Raw genomic sequence first — 18751 nt, 5'->3', positions numbered from 1 at the left:
ACCTCGACACTGCCCACCTACTCATCGGTCGACGCTACCCGCTCGTTACCCGCGGACCACCATTCTGGCCGCAGCTTCGTGTTCCGGCTTGGGGGTGGAAGTGCGGCCAGACGCTGCAGCTGCGGCCAGAACGGTGTGGCCCCCGGCAGCGCGCCGAATCCGCAAGGACAGCAGTTGTGGAGCAAGACAGTTCTCGCGGCGTTCGGTTTGCCGACGGGGCAGTAGCGGTCTCGACTCACCCGCCGAGCTGATCGGCGGTCTGTCCGGCGACCGCCACGCGGAGCCTGCCCACCGGCGGTGGTCGCAACGCGGTGGCGATGTCGGCCAGCGCAACCGGTTCGGTGACCAGGTCCGCCCAGGGGTACCGGTGACGTGTGGCGTCGAGAAAGTCGACCGCCTGCTGCAGATGTCGCGGTTCGTAGTTGTGGATGCCGCGGATCGTCAACCATCGGCGGACGACCTGCTCGGGATCGATGGCCAGGGTCGGGCCGGGCGCCACCGATCCCGCCAGGACGAGGACACCGCCGACGTCGAGGCGGTGATACCCGGCGCGGACGGCCTGGGCCGACCCGGTGAAGTCGATCGCGGCGTCCACCGGCTCTCCGTCATCCGCGGAAGCACCGAAACTCTCTGCTGATGAGCGTCTTTCACTGTCTCGCTCGGCGATCAGGACGTGCGCGCCGCGCTCGGTGGCGGCGGCGACTGCGGTCACGCCCAGCATCCCGGCACCAACGACCAGCACCCGGCGGTCACGGAGCTCGCCGGCCTGTTCGAGGGCGGCCATGACGGTGGCCGTCGAGCACGCTGCCGGCGCGGCGACGGCGTCCGGCATCCGATCGGGCACCGTCACGATCGTCGTTCCGCTGGGCAGCAGGATGTGCTCGGCATATCCGCCGGACAGCGGCCAGTCCCCGTCGAACGGTTCGTGCCCGACCTTGCGTACCCGCTCACATTTCGCCGTAAAGCCTTGTCGGCAGCGGGCACACTGCCCACAGACGACGGTGACCGACCAGATCACCCTCTCCCCCACGGCCACCGACGCCTCGGGGCCGGTCGCGACCACATCGCCGACCGACTCGTGACCAAGGATCGACGGACACGGCGACTGCCGACGTCCCGTCACCGTGTGCAGGTCGCTGCCGCACACGGTGGCCAGGCGAATCCGCACCACCACTTCATCTCTGACCGGTCGCGGCATCACCATGTCGACAAGATCGACACGGTCGCCGCGCCAGACGGCGGCACGGGTCAGACGAGGCGCGAACGAATCCACCCGGACAACCTTTCGATGGAGTAGACGATGACGAAGATGACGATGACGATCGCGCCGGCAACGTCGAAGTTCAGGGTTCTGATCGACTCGAACAACAGGAATCCGACGCCCCCGGCCCCGACGATGCCCAGCACGGTGGAGGTACGGATGTTGACGTCCAACAGATAGAGCCCGGACCCGATGAGTGACGGCATCGCCTGCGGGATCACGGTGGCGAACAGCGTCTTCCACCAACCACATCCGACGGCGCGGGCGGCTTCCATCGGTCCCGGGTCGATCTCCTCGACGCCGTCGGCGACCAGTTTCGCCATGAAGCCGATCGATCCGATGGCCAGCGCACAGGTTCCGGCGACCGGCCCCAGCCCGAGTGCGGCGACGAAGACCACCGCCAGAATCAGTTCCGGAACCGCCCGCACCAGGAGAATCCAGGCGCGAGCGAGCCAGTAGACCGACGGGTGTGGGGTGACGTTGCGTGCGGCGAGAATGCCGACCGGTATCGACAGCACCGCACCTATCGCCGTGGACACGATGCCGATCGCGACGGTCTGGGCCGCTGCGGTGACCAACGTGTCGCCGAGTGCACCGAAGTCGGGCGGGATCATCCGGCCGAACACCTCGATCGACGGTCCGATCCACGTGACCAGCGACCACGGGGTGATCCCGAGCACCATCAGGGCGAGGATGGTGGTGACGACGACCGCGGTAGAGAACACCGTGCGCGCGATCCGGTCGCGACGCGGGTCGGCGGTCGACGGTGCGAGCAGCACGCGACGGATCGCGATGGCCACCAACTCCATTGCCGCGATGATGACCAGGATGACCAGCACGATGCCCAGCGCCCGCGGATAGATCAATCCGCGCAACGCGTCCTGCAGCGCGAAGCCGATGCCACCGGCGCCGACGAATCCGAGCACCACCGACATCCGCAAGTTGATGTCGATCCGGTAGATGAACGCGGCGATCCATGCCGGGACACATTGCGGCAGGACAGCATTGATCATCTCCCGGAGGTATCCCGCGCCGGTGCTGCGGACCGCTTCCCGCGGACCCGGGTCGGTCTGCTCGATGGCGTCGGCGAACAGCTTGCCGAGCATACCGATGGAATGCAGCGCCAAGGCCAGCACACCGGGCAGGACACCGATACCCAACGCGCGGACGAACAAGACCGCGAACAGCAGGTCCGGCATCGCCCGGCAGAAGGTGATGACGCCGCGGGCGACGGTGTGGACGACGGGATGCGGAGTCGTGTTGCGGGCAGCCAAGAACGCCAGCGGAACCGACGCGACCGCCGCGAGGACCGTCCCCAGGACAGCCATCAGCAACGTCTCCCAGGCGAGCACGCCGATACGGCCGGGGTCGTCCACGCGTGGCGGCAACATTCGTTCGACCAGAGCGACGATGTTCTCGAATCCGCTGATCAACGTTCCCGGGGCGAAATCGATCCACCAGGCCGCGACCAGGGTCGCGACAAGTCCGCCGATCGCCAACGCGGGCATCAACACCCGCGCCGAGCGTCCTCCCGCCGGGGTGGTGGTCGGCGGGCCGGGATCGGTCGGCCGCGTGGTCAGCGTGGTGTTCACAATGGTCCCCGTGCCGGTGTGGATGCAGGCAGGGAGAGTGGATCCACGCGCTGGTAGATGCCCATCACCTCGTCGCGAGACAAGCCGACGGCGGGCCGGTCGAGCACCTTCCGGCCCCCGCGCAGCCCCACGATGCGGTGCGCCCACCCCATGGCCAGGTCGATCTGGTGCAGTGTGCACACCACGGTCAGCTTCTCTTCGACGCACACCTGGAACAGCAGATCCATGACGACGCCGGCGTTCTCCGGATCGAGCGAGGCGACCGGTTCATCGGCCAGCAGCAGCTTCGGGCGTTGCATCAGCGTCCGGGCGATGCCCACCCGTTGCTGCTGACCCCCGGAGAGGGTGTCTGCCCGCCGCGCCGCGAAGTCCGCCAGCCCCACGCGATCCAGATGGGCCAGTGCTTCGGCCCGCATCGACCGGGGATACGTCAGCGCGCCGTACCGGGGCACGCTCAGTCGTCCGAGACCGCCGATCAGGACGTTCTCGAGGCAACTGAGCCGACCCACGAGATTGAAGTGCTGGAAGATGAATCCGACGTCGCGCCGCAGCGCCCGGATATCGCGGCCGCCGGCGAGATCGACTCGGGTGCCGCGCACTTCGATGCTGCCCGAGGTCGGCGGATGCAGCCCGTTGAGGCATCGAAGGAACGTCGATTTGCCGGAACCGGACAGGCCGAGCAGGACGAGGAGTTCGCTGCGGTGGACGTCGAGGGAGACGGAGTCCAGCGCGGTGACACCGCCGAACTTCTTGGTCACCTCCCGGGCATGGACGACCCGGTCGTCACCCGCGACCGTCGGAGCGTGCAGTGGCGATGACATGCCTCAGCCCTGGCACTTCTCGGACTTGGTCACGTCACACACGTGGCGCACCCCGTCGTAGTCCTTGTCGGAGGCCGCTACCACACCCCATGCACGCTCGTCGGTGATGCGGCAGTCGCCGTCGCAGTAGCCGGCGGCCTTCATCGAGTCCGCATTGACCTGCTCGCTGAAGACCTTCTCGAGCTTGGCGATCGCGTCGGGCCCGAGTGAGTCGTTGGCGGCGAACACCGAACCGGCGATGGTCTCCGACTTCCACACCGTCTTCAGCTGTCCCGGCTTCAGCTCACCTTTCTCGATCATCGTCTTGTCGACCATGGTGTCGAACGCGAAGCCGGCGTCGCAGTCGCCGGAGGCGATCGCCAGCGCCGAGGCATCGTGTCCACCGGCGTAGATCGGGGTGACCCCGGCCGACACGTCCGCCTCACTGCCGGACTCGATGACACCGCTCTCGATCAAACCAGCAGTGGGGTACAGGAATCCGGACGTGGAACTCGGGTCGACGAAGCACACCTTCTTGCCTGCGAAGTCGGCGAGGTTGTTGACCGACGCGTTGTCGGCACGAGTCAGCCCGTAGGACTTGTAGCCGGGCTGCTCACCCTTGTCCTTGATGACCGCGCCCAACGGAGTCATCTTCGCCCCGTTGAGCCCGGCGACGACGTAGGCGAACGGACCGAAGAACGCCAGGTCGACGTTGTCGGCGATGATGCCCTCGACCACGCCGGCATAGTCGGAGGCCTGGACGAACTCGACCTTCGATCCGGTCTCCTTCTCCAGCACCTTGATCACCGGGTCGTAGCTGGCCTTGAGATCCGTGGAGTTCTCGGCCGGGATGGCGGCCAAGGTGATGGTCTCCGGAAACCCCTGTGCGGTGGTCGAACCGGAGTCCGACCCGGAGCAGCCGGCGGCGACGAGAGCCAGGGACGACGCGGCAGCGACGGTGGCGAGAGTGCGACGAGCGCGAACCTTCATGACTGGGATGCCTTTCTGGGCGAGATCGATGATGGGAGATCAGAACTGGAGGAGCAGGGCCGCGACGTCGGCCACCGAGTCGAGAACATGCGTCGCACCTGCGGCCTGCAGAGCGTCGACGTCGTGGGCGCCGGTGAGAACTCCGGCGACGACACCCGCGCCGGCACGCCGGCCGGTCAGGATGTCACTGCTGGTGTCGCCGACGACTGCGACATGCGCGACGTCGTCGACCTGAGCGCGCAACGCCGCGGCCAGCACCAGATCCGGGTACGGGCGGCCCCGCACCCCGTCGCCGGGCGCCAGCACGTGATCGGCCAGGTCCTGCCACCCGAGGGCCCGTACGATCCGGTCCTGGGTCGGAGCGCTGAATCCGGTGATGAACGCGGTGGTGATCCCCGCCGCGCGCAACCGACCGATCGCTTCCGCAGCGCCCGGCACCGCCGTCACGCCGCCGTCGATGGCCTTGTTGTAGGTGTCCTCGAAGGCCGCGTTGGCCGTCTGCGCACGGTCTTCCGAGCCGAGGAGCGCGCGGAAGACCTCGATCTTCGATTGCCCCATCGTGTCGAGAACGAACTGGCGGCCGTGTAGGCGTTCCGGCCCGTCCACCGGCATTCCCGCAGCGGTGGCAGCCGCCTCGAAGGCATGCACGACCAGACCGTCGTCGGTCACCGTGGTACCGGCCATGTCGAACACCGCCAGCGAGATCTGTTCGACGGCAGAAACATTGAATGATCCGAGGCGCCGCACGTCCGCCTCGGTCGCAGTAGTGGATTCCATGGTCCACAGAGTGTCCTTTGGTATAGACCAATCGGTGCGGATTACGCGAACGTCACATGAACGCGCGATGACAATTTGGTCTAGACCACGGTCGGGTATCATTTCGCCATGGCCACCACCGACGAGCCGAGAATGCTCAAGCATCAAGTCGTGCGGTCACAGTTGGACAAGATGCTCGACGAACTGAGCGAAGGCGATCCGTTCCCTGCCGAACGCGAACTCGCCGACACATTCGCGGTCGCGCGCGAGACAGTGCGCCAAGCCCTGCGCGAATTGTTGCTGGCGGGCCGCATCGAGAGACGGGGCCGGGCCACCGTGGTCGCCGGACCGAAGATCGTTCACCAGTTGTCGATCGGCTCGTACACCGAGGCCGCCCGGGAGAGCGGCCGGGACGCCAGCCGAATCCTCATCGCCTGGAGCCACTTCCACGCCGATGACACGCTGGCCGACCATCTCGAGATCGAGACCGGGGATCCGATCATCCAACTCGAGCGCGTCCTCACCGTCGACGGGGTGCGAGTGGGCCTCGAGCGCACCCGCCTGCCCGAGCGGCGCTACCCAGGGCTGGTCGAGAACTTCGACACCCCGTCGTCGCTCTACGCGGCCATCCGCGACTACGGAATCGACTTCGCCCGCACCGTCGACACCATCGACACGACGTTGCCCGACGCACGCGAGGCCTCGCTCCTGCACGTCGACGCCCGAACCTCGATGTTTCTGCTCAACCGGGTCTCATACGACCAGAACGACATTCCCATCGAACATCGGCGTTCGCTGTACCGCGGAGACCGGATGACCTTCACCACCACGATGCACGCGTAGTCGATCACCGGCGGGGCCGACCGGGCGGTTGTCTTCTGATTCGATTCTTGTCAATATAGACAGATGTCGAATCAGAACCTCCTGGTCTCCGGGGTGGGCCGCGGACTCAGCGCCGACGACGCGTCGGCGACGTCGGCGGTGTTGAAGGCCCTGGGCGATCCCGTCCGACTGCGCCTGTTGAGCGAGGTGGCGGCACATCCGGGCGGCGAGGCATGCGTCTGCGACATCTCGGGGTCGTTCGATCTCTCCCAGCCGACCATCTCGCATCACCTGAAGGTGCTCCGCGAGGCGGGCCTGGTGACGAGCGAACGTCGGGCGACGTGGGTCTACTACCGGGTCGACACCGAGGCGTTGACCGCGGCCATCGCCGTGCTCGGTGACCTGGCAACCGTCACGGGTGAGGCCCGGTCGTGCGAGGTGCCGGGGTGAGCAGTTCGACGGACACCGCTGTCGTCGCACGCCTGTCGACGCTGGATCGCTTCCTGCCGGTCTGGATAGGTGCCGCGATGGTCGCCGGTCTGTTGCTGGGTCGCGGAGTTCGGGGACTCGGCGACGCTCTCGCCTCGATCGAACTCGACGGCATCTCGTTGCCCATCGCGATCGGGTTGTTGATCATGATGTACCCGGTCCTGGCGAAGGTACGGTACGACCGCCTCGATGCCGTGACCGGTGATCGGCGCCTGTTGATCGGGTCGCTGGTGCTGAATTGGGTTGTGGGACCGGCATTGATGTTCGCGCTGGCGTGGCTGCTGCTCCCGGATCTGCCGGAGTACCGTACCGGCCTGATCATCGTCGGCCTGGCCCGATGTATCGCGATGGTGATCATCTGGAACGACCTGGCCTGCGGCGACCGCGAGGCCGCAGCGGTACTGGTGGCCCTGAACTCGGTGTTCCAGGTCGTCATGTTCGCCGTGCTCGGATGGTTCTACCTCTCCGTGCTACCCGGTTGGCTCGGACTCGAGCAGACGACGATCGACGCCTCACCGTGGCAGATCGCCAAATCGGTGCTGATCTTCCTCGGGATTCCGCTACTCGCGGGCTACCTGACCCGACGTCTCGGTGAACGCGCGAAGGGGCGCGAGTGGTATGAGGCGACGTTCCTGCCCCGACTCGGCCCGTGGGCGCTTTACGGGCTGCTATTCACCATCGTCATCCTGTTCGCTCTGCAAGGAGATCAGATCACCTCGCAGCCATGGGATGTCGTGCGCATCGCGATCCCCCTCCTCATCTACTTCGCGGTGATGTGGGGCGGCGGGTTCGCATCGGGCGCGGCGCTCGGGTTGGGCTACGCACGCACCACCACCCTCGCATTCACCGCGGCCGGCAACAACTTCGAGCTCGCGATCGCGGTCGCCATCGCCACCTATGGCGCAACGTCAGGTCAAGCGCTTGCCGGGGTCATCGGACCGCTCATCGAGGTACCCGTGCTCGTCGGACTGGTGTATGTCTCACTGGCCTTGCGCAAGAGGTTCGCGCGACCGGTGCGGTCCGAGAGCGTGACGGGGCAGGTCTGACATGCCGTCACCGCGACCCTCGGTACTCTTCGTCTGCGTGAGCAACCGCGGCAAGTCGGTCATGGCGGAGGGACTCGCGCAGCAGATGGCACCTGGCGCCTTCACCGCGTCGTCGGCGGGAACCGCGGCGAAGATCGGTGCCGCACCGAATGATCTGTCGACCGCCGTGCTGGCCGAGGTGGGCGTCGACATCTCAACACACGAGCCGCGTCAGCTCACCGACGCACTGATGCGCGCAGCCGATCTGACCGTTGTCATCGGTACCGCAGCACGGGTGACCGCACCCGAGGGCGCGACCGTCGAGGTATGGGAGACAGACGAACCGTCGCTGCGCGGGATCGAGGGCATGGACCGGATGCGCCTGGTCCGCGACGAGATCGCCGGTCGCATCGCCGACCTCGCCCGCCGACTCGGGTCCGTCAGCAGCAGGCCGCGTCCTGTGCAGCGTCCGTGACGGAGCCCCCACAGCACACCGCGCCGCGTTTCGGATCATCATTGTCCGCCAACAGGTTCGGACTCGTCCCGAATGTATCCGAGTCCGCGAGCACCGTGTAGACCTCCCACTTCTCGTCCGCCGGTCCGGTCACCCAGACCTTGTCCTGGGTCGCGAAACAACACGTGGAGTTGATCTCCTCCTGGGTGAAGAGTCCCTCGCCACGTAAACGTGCGATCTCGGCGTGGACCTTCTCGCTGGACTCCACCTCGACGCCGAGATGATTGATCGTGCCGCCCTTTCCCGGGTTCTCGAGCAGGACCAGCTTCAGCGGCGGCTCCGCGATGGCGAAGTTGGCGTACCCCTCCTTGAGCTTGGCCGGCCGAACGGCGAACAGCTTCGAATAGAATTCGACCGCCTGATCCAGGTCGCCGACGTTGAGCGCGAGTTGCATCCGGGACATCACAAACCTCCACGTGTGAGACATATATCGAATTACTTCCGACGAGCCCAGGATGCCGACCTTTTCGACATATGTCAACGCCTTGGGTACGTTGGATGCATGCCGAAGACATTGCCCGTGATCGACATCAGCGCACCGATCTGTTGCACGCCGGTCTCGGCGGCGCCGCTCGACGGCGACGCGGCACTCGAAATCGCACTGCGGCTCAAGGCACTTGCCGACCCGGCGCGGATCACGCTGATGTCACTGCTGCTCACCGACGAGCAGGGCGAGGTGTGCACATGCGACCTCGCCACCGCCGTGGGGCTGACCGAGGCCACCACCAGCCATCACCTGTCCCAACTGAAGAAGGCGGGCATGGTCACACCGGAGCGTCGCGGCATGAACGTCTACTACCGCGCGCAACCCGAAGCGCTACAGGCATTGTGCGCGGTCCTCGGTGCCGGCTCGACGTGTCGATGAAGCATTGAAACGAGACTCGTCACACGGCGCGCTGCGGGAAGGTGGCCTCGATCGCACCCCAGATGATCTGCGCCAGCGGGGTTGCGATGATCGCGGGGATACCCTGCGATTGAAGGAAGATCGACAACAGTGGGACGGTGACCGTCTCCCAGTCGAAATTGTCGAAGAAGTCATCGACGGCCTGCTCGATCAGATCGGACGATCCGCTTGCCGAGCCGCTCGACGACCCGGCGGACCCCGACGACGAGCCGCTCGAGGACTCATCGGCGACCGGCGAATAACGGGTTGCCGCAAGCACAGCAGACGAGAGATTGCTCTTGTCCAGCGCGGTCGGCGTCGTGGAGGTGTGCTCGCCCAGAATCCACGCCGCGGCGGCGGCACCCTGTGCATCGCCGGCGGCCGCGGCATTCTGCTGGACCAGACGCCAGTCGACCCCGGCGCCGGGTGTCACCTCGGCGGGCGACGTCGCCGCCGGGCCGGCCGCAGACGGCTCCGCAAAGGCCGGAGCGGTGGCGAAACCGGCGATACCGATCGCTCCTGCGAGCGCGATCCCGGCCATACGTGTGGTCAGTGAATTCTTCATCTCAATCTCCCCGAAGATCGTGTGAATGTGAATGCTGATCGTGAATGGTCTTCATCCTGCGGTTCGGAAGCTACCAGTTGCGGATGGGTCGTGCAGAGGACGAATTCACGTTGCGCTGTGGGCAATCCCACGTTGACGCCGCATTTCCTGTGAACCCACTCAGGTGACCACTGGATACTGGACGAATGCGATCGATCGACCCGTTCCATGCGCTGGTGCTCATGGCGCTGCTCTTCACGTGCGGCGCCTGGTGCCTGGCGCGCCCGGGACGGCTGTCGGCGGCGGTGCTCATCGTGGTGGCGGGCGCCTGGATCGTCTTCAACGGACCGCTCGAAGGTGCGACGTTGGTCGTCATCAGCGACCGGCACGGGGTTACCGAATCGGACCTGCTGTCGGTGGCCGGATTCGCGATCGCCGGGTGGGCGCTGTGGCGGACCGAGACGTCGGCGGGCCGGCGCTGGGCGCAGCGTCGTCGAGGTCGCCGCAGATCCTGACCACCGGGCACACCATCCGCACCAGCACTTCGGTGGCGTGGAAAGATCGGCAGGATGGCAACCCCGAAGCAGTGGTTACAGGGCGCACGCCCGCGCACGCTGCCCAACGCGATCGCGCCGGTGATCGTCGGCGTCGGCGCAGTGCGTGACCTCGGCGACGTCGTCTGGTGGAAGGCAGCCCTCGCGCTGATCGTCGCGGTCGCGCTGATCATCGGCGTCAACTTCGCCAACGACTACTCCGACGGCGTGCGCGGCACCGACGACGACCGCGTCGGCCCGATGCGACTGGTCGGCTCGCGAGCGGCCTCCCCCGCCGCCGTGAAGAACGCGGCATTCCTCTGCTTCGGCATCGGCGCGGTGTGCGGCCTGATCCTCGCGATCACCACCGCCTGGTGGCTGGTACTCGTGGGTGCGATCTGCATCGCGGGCGCCTGGTTCTACACCGGCGGCAAGAAGCCCTACGGGTACATCGGCCTCGGGGAGATCGCCGTGTTCACGTTCTTCGGGCTCGTCGCCGTGCTCGGCACCCAGTACGTGGTCAGCGGCGCCGTCGACTGGATCGGCCTGCTGTGCGCGATCGCCATCGGCTCCATCTCGTCGGCCGTCCTGGTGGTCAACAATCTGCGCGACATCCCGAGCGACACCGAGTCCGGCAAGATCACCCTCGCGGTCCGGCTGGGCGACAAGCGGACCCGACTGATGTTCGGCGCGCTCCTCGCGGTGCCGCTGGTGGTGAGCATCGCGCTGATCGCGGCGACGCCGTGGGCGTTGATCGGCCTCCTCGCGGCACCCCTGATCTGGATCGCCTATCGGCCGGTGCGGACCGGCGCCGTCGGCCCCGGCCTCATCCCCTCGCTCGGTGCGACCGGCCAGGCGATGCTGCTCTGGGCGGTCCTGACCACGGTGGGTTTGGTCGTCTGACCGACCGGCCGGATGTGATGTGACCTACTCCGGGCTGCCCGGCATGCCCGCGCGGGGCAGAATTCGCCACATGCCCGCCGCCACACCGCCTGCTCGCTGATGCCCAAGAAGGCGATGCGACGTCGTCGGCTGTGGTCGACCGTGCTCGGGGTGATGGTCTGCGTACTCGTCATGGTGGTGGTCGCGGCAGGACTCGGCTATCAGCTGTTCCAGCGGGAGCACCAGGACGACCTGCGCAAGGCCGACGCCATCGTCGTGCTCGGCGGCGAACACGACGGCCGCGAGGACTACGGGTTACGCCTCGCCCGGGAGGGCTACGCCGACACCGTACTGATCTCCGATCCCTACCGGCCCTACGCTCCGCCGTACACGAGTTCGGACAAACGGATCATGGATCGCGTCTGCAACGCCGGCACACCGGCCGTCGAGGTCATCTGCTTCGCCCCGAACCCCTCGACCACCCAGGGCGAGGCCATGTTCACCCAACGGATGGCCGAGGAACGCGGCTGGAAGTCGGTGATCGTGATCAGCTGGCGCTATCACCTGGTCCGCGCCCGCTACATCTTCGGACAGTGTTTCGACGGACAGGTCATCATGCGCAGCGTCCCGCGCGACTATTCGCGACCGATCTCGCAGTGGGCGTACCAGTATGCGTATCAGTTCGGTGGGCTCGCGAAGGCGGTCGTGATCGGGTGCGACACGTAGGGGCCGCCGACACGGTCCCGGCGATCGGTCAGACGTCCCCACGCAATGCCCGCAGCACCAGCCGCGCCACGCCGGTCTTTCCGAGTTCGGTGGGGTGATATGGCGACGGCGGCTCGAATCCGAGCAGCCACGGCTGCGACGAGCACGCCGTGTGCGCCGCGCCGGCCTTCGACGCCTTGACCAGGGTGACGCCGGTGGCCCCGGCTGCACGTGCGGTGGCGGCGACCAGCCCGTTGTAGACGCGGACGGTCTCGGCGGCTTCGGCGGCGGTCAGCGGGATCTGTGCGCAGGTCCGCGCGTGCTGATCGAGCAACGGCGGATAGTCGACCAGGACGACGTCGGCATGCGGTGCGCGGGAACGGACTTCGGAGACGATCGTGATGATCGCCTGCTCCACTGCGGCATAGTCGGCGGCCGTCGGCTCGGTGCGGATGCGCTGACCCGGGCGGCAACCGCTGATCACGGTGCCCGCCGTTGCGGTCGACGCCATGTTGGCACAGCCCTGGGCGGCGACGCGCCCGATGTAGGCGAGGTCGTTACCGCCGATCGTGATGGTCACCAGATCGGTGTCGGCGGTGACCGCGGTGATCTGCGGACGCTTCGCGTGCGGCGCCTGCGGCGTGTGCAGGATGTTGGCGGTGGTCGCGCCCGAGCAGCTGACGTCGGTCAGCGCCATGCCGCGCGCGGCCGCGATCTGATGGGGATAGTTGTCGGCGGTCCGCAGGCAGCCCTTGTCGGTCAGCCGCTGCACGCCGGGGCCGGCCGCGTAGGAACTGCCCAGTGCCACATACTTCAGCGACGGATGCTCGGCCTGCGCGGCCGCGTTCACTGTCGGACTTCTCATCTCGGCGATCGCAATTCCTGCACCGACCATGGCCACGACGCTGAGGATGGCGATCATGGTTGCGACGCGGGTCCGTGCCATCTCGAGGTCCTTCCTGACACGCCTGCCCGGCATGTGTTTCGTTGAGTCGAGATGTGGATCGGTGTGTGGTCGGCGGGCGTTACCCGGGTGGTCGCGCCACAAGTATCACATCGTGGGCGGTTAGCCGTGCGAATGAACGACAGCGGCGTGATCGCTGTGCGATACTGCTCAGGCGCCACGAGTCGACTGTGGGGAATCGAGCTCGGTACGCGCGGCTCGAGGGGAATCGATCACTTCCGCTGGAGCCGCGTGGCCGGAAGACCTGGACCCCGACCTCGGAGAACACTCACGCACATGGCTACCGTTACACGATACGAAATCACCGATGACATCGACGGCAAACCCCTCGACGTCGATGACCTCAATGTCGTCGACTGGTCGTGGCGCGGCGTCGACTACCAGTTCGACACCAGCACAGCCAATCTCCAACGCATCGAGAGCGGGCGCGTTCCGGTGTCGACACTGTTGACCCGTTCCCGCCGCAAGGGCGGACGCAGGCAGGCGACGACGCGCCGTGCGCGATCGACCGCCGGCGTCGACACCAAGCAGGTCCGCGAGTGGGCACGCGAGAACGGACATGACGTCTCCGATCGCGGCCGCCTCCCCGACCACGTCGTCGATGCCTACCTCGCTCGTTAGTGGCCCACGACCTCGCACAGGTCTACCGACGCTTCGGTGAGGTCGACGCCCCCGGGACGTCGGCGCTGTATACGCGGGTTGCCGTCGCGATCAGCGAGTCCGACGATGCGCTGCGTGCCATCGGGACCGCTCCCGCCCGCAAACGCTCTCCCGCACTGATCCTCGCCGCGCTGCACGATCTCGCGCTGGCCGGTCGCGCTCCGGAACTCGCCGCCGCCTATGCCGACGGGGATCGCGGTGCGGCCGCAGACGCCGCGATGGACACCTTGCGCCGCATGACGGATACCGTTGTGGCCCTGGCGGAGAGCCGCAAGGTGCGGCTCGACGAGACCGGGCGCCACCCGGTGCTGTATCCGTCGATCGCCGCGACGGCGCACCGTGTCGGCGCATCTGTGATCGGACTGATCGACGTGGGCAATCCGGTCGGACTGAACCTCGCCGTCGACCGCGTCGGGATCACCTACAGCAACGGACAATCGTTGGGCGACATGTCATCCCCGGTGCAGCAGTCGGCATCGATCGTGGGCGATCGCGTCGTCCCGACGACGGCTGTCCCGGAGGTGGTCGCCCGAGTCCTCGTGGACGTCGATCCGCTGGATTCGACCGATGACGACGACACCCGCTGGCTACGCGCCTGCGTGCCACCCGATCAACCGGAACGGGCCGCGGCGCTCCGGGCGGAGCTGACGCTGGCCGCGGCCGCCCCACCGGTGCTGGTCCCCGGCGACGTCGTCGACGTGCTGCCCGACGCTGTCGCACGGGTGCCCTCGGACGCACTCCCCGTCGTCACCACCACGTGGTCGCTGTCCCGGTTACCGCTCGAGCGTCGTCTGCGATTCCTGCAGCGCCTCGACGAGGCGGCCACCGATCGGCCGGTGGCGTGGGTGTCGGTGGAGGGGGTCGGCGTCGCGCCATCCGTCCCGACGATGGGTGACCGACACGCCTCCGGCCACAGCATCATCGGTGTCACGGTGTTCGACCACTCGATGATGCGGGCCGAGGCGGTCGGCCGCTGCTGGTCGCGGGGTGCGATGCTCGCCTGGTTGGCTCACTGACGAAGTCCGCCGCATCGACCGAACGGGTCATCGTCCAGTAGTCGATGATCCGCCACGGCAGCACCGCGACGACCCGGCCGTCGTCGTTGCGGTACCAATTGGTCATGGCGGGATGAGTCCACACCATGCGGGCGTGCGCCTCGTCGACGGCGCGGTTGTACTCGGCGGTGACATCGGCCCGGACCTCCAGGGCACCGAGGTTCTCCTTGGACATCAGCGAGATCGCATCTGCGACATAGTGAACCTGACGTTCGAGGATGGTGATGAAGCTGCCGCCGTGGCCGAGTGCGGTGTTCGGACCGGTGAGAATGAACAGGTTGGGGAAGTCGGGAGCCGTGATGCCGAGGTACGCGTAGGCGTCGTGCTCGCCCCAGGCCTCGACCGTCGACCGCCCACTGCGCCCTCGGACGTCCATCGGGTACAGAAACCGGTCGCTGTGGAAACCGGTTGCGAGGACGACGATGTCGAAGTCCCGCTCGACGCCGTCGTCGTCGACGAGTCCGGTCGGCGTGACCTCACGGACCGCCCGCGGCACCAGTTCGACGTTCGGTCTGCGCAGCATCGAGTACCACCCGTTGTCGAGCAGCATCCGCTTGCCGAACGGGGGGTAGTCGGGTGTCGAGAGCTCGATCAGATCGTCGCGGTCGCCGAGTTGCTCACGCAGGTAGCGCAGATAGAACTGGCGATGACCGTGGTTGGTCGCGTTGATCGACGCAGTCTCCTCGGTCCACTCCGGATCGACCTGCAACGTCGGATGCACCTTGTCGTTGAAGATCCACGACAGCCGCGCGCGATACCACTCCTGGTATCCCGGAACATGATCCATCAGCCAGTGGACGTCGTCGCCGACCGGGGCGAAATAGTCGTCGTTGGGTGCGATCCACTGCGGAGACCGCTGGAAGACGGTCACCGACGCCACGTCGTCGACGATCGCCGGGCCGATCTGCATGGCGCTCGCGCCGGAGCCCACGATCGCGACCCGCTTGCCGCGCAACGCCCCTGGCTCGTCGAGCGATTCCGGCCAGTGCGCGGAATGGAACAGATCGCCGCGGAAGGAGGAGAGTCCGGGCAGCGGTGGGATCTTCGGCCGGTTCAGCAGGCCGACGGCGCTGATCAACAGGCGCGCCCGGAACATCTCCCGAGATCCGTCCCGGTCACGCGCCTGCACCGACCAGTGCTGCGTGTCGGCGTCGTAGGTCGCGGACTCGACCTCGACACCGAACCGGACCCGCTCGCGGATCCGATGCCGACCGGCGTAGTCGGACAGATAGCCCTGCACCTCATCGCGTTTGCCGAAGTGCGTCGACCAGTGGTGACCGAACGACGAGATCGAGTACAGGTAGCTCGGCGTGTCCACGCCGGCCCCGGGATAACGGTTCTCCCACCAGGATCCGCCGACGTCGTCATTCTTCTCGAGTACGACGTGCTCGATGCCCGCCGCCGCCAGCCGGACGGACATCAGCATGCCCGCGACGCCGGCGCCGATGACGACGGCGGTGAGGTGGTCGCCTGCCCGTTCGGTCTCGAGACCGTCGAGTGCATCGGCACCCCAGACGATCTCGGCCATCATCGGACTGAACTCGTGCGGCACCTCCTCGCCGGACGTGAAGTCCAGCAGAGTCGCCACCATCGCCTCGGTCGGCAACCGGCGCGGCGGACACCCGGCGGCCCGCCATGCGAGCACGGCGTCGACGACGGCGTCACAGATCTCCTGCCGGACCTCCGGCGGCAGGCCGCCGCTGCTGTTGTCGTCCATCCCCCGCGACCTCGTGGGGCGATACCTGTCGGACAACCAGCGCTCGTCACCCGTCAACTCCACCAACACAGCGATCAGCGTCGGGATGTTGCCGGCCGACACCGCCTGCCGGAGGCGGGCGATGTCCGCGGCTGCCGAGTTGCGCTCGGTCGTAGGCATATGCGGCATGTTAGATACTAACCACGGTTAGTTCCTGCACGTCAACCTCCGGAAATGCAGATCGCGACGACCCTTGACACCAGTAGATACCCATGCGAGTGTGATGCACATCATGCTAACTGTGGTTAGTAAGAACTCGAATCGAGGAGTGGTGATGGAACTCAGTGAGGCAATGCGGTCGACCGGGACGTGCCGATACTTCAGCGACAAGTTCGTGCCCGACGAGGTCCTGCACCAGGCCTTCGACAACGCACGGTTCGGGCCGCAGGGCGGCAATCGCCAGCCGGTCCGGTGGGTCGTCGTGCGCGACGACGCCGTGAAGAAGCGTCTGGCCGAGCTGTATCTCCCCTACTGGGAGGCCTACTACGCGGCGATCATCGAGGGCAGCAAGGCCGTCGGCGCGGTGCCCAAGACGATCCAGAGCGCCAACGAGTTCGCACACAATCTCGCCGACGTCCCGGTGATGATCGTGGTCTGCGCCGAATCCGACGGCATCCATCCCACCGACCACGAACTGGGCCGCCTCAGCGTGGTGGGCGGCGCATCCATCTATCCGACGGTCCAGAACCTCACCCTGGCGCTGCGCGAACAGGGCGTGGCCTCGGCGCTGACCACCCTGCTGTGCGCCGAGGAGCCCGCCGTGAAGGAACTGCTGAACATCCCTGACGGCGTCATCACGGCCGCGCACGTCGCAGTCGGCTACCCGCGTGATGGCTTCCCGCACAAGCTCACCCGCAGTCCCGTCGAGGACATCGCATTTCTGAACAGCTACGACGCGCCGATGTTCGCATGAGTGCAGCCGCCACCGAAACCGTCCGGGGTGGTCTCACCCCGACGCAGTCATCGCTGCTCGGGCGGGCGACGATCGGCGACCAGCTCCGGCGGCTCGCGCAGTCGCAGGCCGACAAGGCGGCCATCGTCTCCTACGCCGCCGACGGCACCCGGCACGCCACCACCTACGCCGAGCTGAATCGTCGCGCCAACCGGTTCGCCCACGTCCTGCAGAGCATGGGCGTCGGCCGCGGCGACGGTGTCGCGGTGATGGGCCGCAACCGTGTCGAGTCGGTCATCGCCTACTACGGCGCGCTCAAGATCGGCGCCTTCTACTCCGGTATCAGCCCGCTGTTCGGTGAACGTGAGATCGCCCAGCAGATCGAGCATCTCGAACCGTCGGTGCTGGTGGTGGCCGCCGAGAACGCTGCGGTGGCCGCCCCGGTCGCCACGCGCAACGGCGCACGGGTGATCGTCGTCGGCGACTCGCCCGATCCGGCATGGCCATCGCTCGCATCCCTCGTCGACGACGCGTCCGACGACGAGCCGCACGCCGACGTCGATGAACACGATCTCGCGATGATCGTCTACACCAGCGGCACCGAGTCGGCACCGAAGGGCGTGGCGATCGCGCATCGCAACTACCTGATCTCCACCGCGCCCGCCTACACGTGGGGCCTGCGGTGTCTGCCGGACGACGTGTGGCTCTACGTCATGCCGTTCCACACCATCGCCGGCATCGGGTCCCTGACCTCGCTCACCCTCCTCGGCGCCACCCTGGTGCTGCCGGCGTCGGCCGATCCTGGTGAGTCGCTGAAAGTCATTCGGGACGAGAAGATCTCGGTGCTGGCCCAGACGCCGACGTTCTACATCGCGTTGGCCAATCATGCGGACTTCGGCGCCGACACGGTGGGCACGGTGCGTCGCTGCCTCACCTACGGCGGGCAGGTGTCGCCCTTCGCCGTCGACGCCTGGGCCGACGCGACACCCGAGTCGGTGTGGGGCACCTACTGGGGGCAGTCCGAACTGACCCAGCTCGGTTCGGTGGGCTGGTTCAAGAGACTCGAGGATGTGCCCGACCACGATCCGACCTGGATCGGTAAGCCGGTGGGACATCTGGAGATCCGGGTCGTCGACGCCGACGGTGCCGACGCGACCGAGGGCGAGTTGCTCTGCCGCACACCGTCGGTGATGCTCGGTTACCACAAGGATCCCGAGCGCACGGCAGCGGTCTTCACCGACGGTTGGGTGCACACCGGTGACATCGTGCGCGTCGACGACGACGGCAACCTCTTCTTCCGCGACCGACGCAAGGACATGATCAAGACCGGCGGCTTCAACGTGTCGTCCCAGGAGGTCGAACGCATCCTGCAGAGCCACCCCGATGTGCAGCGCGCCGCGGTGGTCGGGTTGCCCGATGACTACTGGTCCGAGGCGGTCACCGCGTTCGTGGTGCTGCAGGACGGAGCGACGCCGACAGCGGATGAGCTGCGGGAGTTCTGCCGTGCGGATCTGGCGTCGTACAAGATTCCCAAGACGGTGCACCTCCTGGCCGAGCTGCCCACCGACCCGCAGGGCAAACTGTTGAAACGAGAGTTGCGTCGGGTCTACGGGAAGGGATGATCGCCG

21 protein-coding genes are annotated in these 18751 nt (G+C 66.9%); 12 read left to right on the top strand and 9 right to left on the bottom strand.

Annotated features, from left to right (window positions below):
• Positions 1 to 235: 235 nt before the first annotated feature.
• From D7316_RS23020 to D7316_RS23000, 5 genes are all read right to left on the bottom strand, one after another.
• Positions 236 to 1273 carry a zinc-binding dehydrogenase gene (locus D7316_RS23020; RefSeq protein WP_124710330.1) on the bottom strand — a complete coding sequence of 346 codons (1038 nt, stop codon included), beginning with the start codon at positions 1271 to 1273 and terminating at the stop codon, positions 236 to 238.
• Positions 1249 to 2769: a phosphonate ABC transporter, permease protein PhnE gene (phnE, locus tag D7316_RS23015; RefSeq protein ID WP_124711527.1), complete on the bottom strand. Its 1521-nt coding sequence runs from the start codon at positions 2767 to 2769 to the stop codon at positions 1249 to 1251. Before phnE ends, D7316_RS23020 begins: the two co-directional genes overlap by 25 nt.
• Positions 2770 to 2849: 80 nt before the next feature.
• Positions 2850 to 3674: a phosphonate ABC transporter ATP-binding protein gene (gene phnC / locus D7316_RS23010; protein ID WP_124710329.1), complete on the bottom strand. Its 825-nt coding sequence runs from the start codon at positions 3672 to 3674 to the stop codon at positions 2850 to 2852.
• Between the two features lie 3 nt (positions 3675 to 3677).
• Positions 3678 to 4643 carry a phosphate/phosphite/phosphonate ABC transporter substrate-binding protein gene (locus D7316_RS23005; RefSeq protein ID WP_124710328.1) on the bottom strand — a complete coding sequence of 322 codons (966 nt, stop codon included), beginning with the start codon at positions 4641 to 4643 and terminating at the stop codon, positions 3678 to 3680.
• Between the two features lie 39 nt (positions 4644 to 4682).
• Entirely contained in the window at positions 4683 to 5420 is a 738-nt protein-coding gene (locus D7316_RS23000) for a phosphonatase-like hydrolase (RefSeq protein ID WP_124710327.1), read from the bottom strand.
• A gap of 108 nt (positions 5421 to 5528) precedes the next feature.
• On the opposite strand from D7316_RS23000, the gene D7316_RS22995 reads away from it, so the two are divergent.
• From D7316_RS22995 to D7316_RS22980, 4 genes are all read left to right on the top strand, one after another.
• A complete protein-coding gene (locus D7316_RS22995) occupies positions 5529 to 6242 on the top strand; it encodes a GntR family transcriptional regulator (RefSeq protein WP_124710326.1) in 714 nt (237 codons plus the stop codon).
• 63 nt (positions 6243 to 6305) lie between these two features.
• On the top strand, positions 6306 to 6671 hold the full coding sequence (locus tag D7316_RS22990; protein WP_124710325.1) for an ArsR/SmtB family transcription factor: 366 nt from the start codon (positions 6306 to 6308) through the stop codon (positions 6669 to 6671).
• On the top strand, positions 6668 to 7756 hold the full coding sequence (arsB, locus tag D7316_RS22985) for an ACR3 family arsenite efflux transporter (RefSeq protein ID WP_124710324.1): 1089 nt from the start codon (positions 6668 to 6670) through the stop codon (positions 7754 to 7756). The genes D7316_RS22990 and arsB overlap by 4 nt, the downstream gene beginning before the upstream one ends.
• A gap of 1 nt (position 7757) precedes the next feature.
• Positions 7758 to 8210, top strand: a complete 453-nt coding sequence (locus D7316_RS22980) for an arsenate-mycothiol transferase ArsC (protein ID WP_124710323.1) — start codon at positions 7758 to 7760, stop codon at positions 8208 to 8210.
• Here D7316_RS22980 and D7316_RS22975 read toward each other — a convergent pair.
• Positions 8176 to 8652: an ArsI/CadI family heavy metal resistance metalloenzyme gene (locus D7316_RS22975; RefSeq protein ID WP_124710322.1), complete on the bottom strand. Its 477-nt coding sequence runs from the start codon at positions 8650 to 8652 to the stop codon at positions 8176 to 8178. The two genes, D7316_RS22980 and D7316_RS22975, sit on opposite strands and share 35 nt — an antisense overlap.
• 99 nt (positions 8653 to 8751) lie before the next feature.
• Between D7316_RS22975 and D7316_RS22970 the strand changes: the two genes are divergently transcribed.
• Complete coding sequence (locus D7316_RS22970; protein ID WP_124710321.1) at positions 8752 to 9114, top strand: Rv2640c family ArsR-like transcriptional regulator; 363 nt, start codon at positions 8752 to 8754, stop codon at positions 9112 to 9114.
• Between the two features lie 19 nt (positions 9115 to 9133).
• Here D7316_RS22970 and D7316_RS22965 read toward each other — a convergent pair whose 3' ends face one another.
• Positions 9134 to 9697, bottom strand: a complete 564-nt coding sequence (locus D7316_RS22965; RefSeq protein ID WP_124710320.1) for a hypothetical protein — start codon at positions 9695 to 9697, stop codon at positions 9134 to 9136.
• Between the two features lie 185 nt (positions 9698 to 9882).
• Between D7316_RS22965 and D7316_RS22960 the strand changes: the two genes are divergently transcribed.
• The 3 genes from D7316_RS22960 (at position 9883) to D7316_RS22950 (ending at position 11817) form a co-directional block, all read left to right on the top strand.
• On the top strand, positions 9883 to 10191 hold the full coding sequence (locus D7316_RS22960; protein ID WP_124710319.1) for a hypothetical protein: 309 nt from the start codon (positions 9883 to 9885) through the stop codon (positions 10189 to 10191).
• A gap of 54 nt (positions 10192 to 10245) precedes the next feature.
• Positions 10246 to 11112: a 1,4-dihydroxy-2-naphthoate polyprenyltransferase gene (locus D7316_RS22955; protein WP_124710318.1), complete on the top strand. Its 867-nt coding sequence runs from the start codon at positions 10246 to 10248 to the stop codon at positions 11110 to 11112.
• A gap of 99 nt (positions 11113 to 11211) precedes the next feature.
• Positions 11212 to 11817, top strand: coding sequence for a YdcF family protein (locus D7316_RS22950; protein ID WP_232017036.1), 606 nt, complete (start codon positions 11212 to 11214; stop codon positions 11815 to 11817).
• Positions 11818 to 11845: 28 nt separating this feature from the next.
• Here the strand turns inward: D7316_RS22950 and D7316_RS22945 are convergent, their stop codons facing one another.
• Positions 11846 to 12742, bottom strand: coding sequence for an SGNH/GDSL hydrolase family protein (locus D7316_RS22945; RefSeq protein ID WP_124710317.1), 897 nt, complete (start codon positions 12740 to 12742; stop codon positions 11846 to 11848).
• A 294-nt stretch (positions 12743 to 13036) separates the two neighbouring features.
• On the opposite strand from D7316_RS22945, the gene D7316_RS22940 reads away from it, so the two are divergent.
• Positions 13037 to 13381 (top strand): histone-like nucleoid-structuring protein Lsr2, encoded by a 345-nt coding sequence (locus tag D7316_RS22940; protein WP_124710316.1) that lies wholly within the window; start codon positions 13037 to 13039, stop codon positions 13379 to 13381.
• The gene (locus tag D7316_RS22935) at positions 13381 to 14436 is read left to right on the top strand and encodes a DUF2332 domain-containing protein (protein ID WP_124710315.1); all 1056 of its coding nucleotides are present in this window, start codon (positions 13381 to 13383) and stop codon (positions 14434 to 14436) included. The genes D7316_RS22940 and D7316_RS22935 overlap by 1 nt, the downstream gene beginning before the upstream one ends.
• Here D7316_RS22935 and D7316_RS22930 read toward each other — a convergent pair.
• Positions 14348 to 16351 carry a flavin-containing monooxygenase gene (locus tag D7316_RS22930; protein WP_124710314.1) on the bottom strand — a complete coding sequence of 668 codons (2004 nt, stop codon included), beginning with the start codon at positions 16349 to 16351 and terminating at the stop codon, positions 14348 to 14350. The genes D7316_RS22935 and D7316_RS22930 overlap by 89 nt on opposite strands.
• A 154-nt stretch (positions 16352 to 16505) precedes the next feature.
• On the opposite strand from D7316_RS22930, the gene D7316_RS22925 reads away from it, so the two are divergent.
• Complete coding sequence (locus D7316_RS22925; RefSeq protein WP_124710313.1) at positions 16506 to 17144, top strand: nitroreductase family protein; 639 nt, start codon at positions 16506 to 16508, stop codon at positions 17142 to 17144.
• Positions 17141 to 18745 (top strand): class I adenylate-forming enzyme family protein, encoded by a 1605-nt coding sequence (locus D7316_RS22920; protein ID WP_124710312.1) that lies wholly within the window; start codon positions 17141 to 17143, stop codon positions 18743 to 18745. Before D7316_RS22925 ends, D7316_RS22920 begins: the two co-directional genes overlap by 4 nt.
• Positions 18746 to 18751: the final 6 nt, after the last annotated feature.

The organism is Gordonia insulae (assembly GCF_003855095.1).
Classification (GTDB): Bacteria; Actinomycetota; Actinomycetes; order Mycobacteriales; family Mycobacteriaceae; genus Gordonia; species Gordonia insulae.
This window is presented reverse-complemented; position numbering and strand designations above follow the sequence as displayed.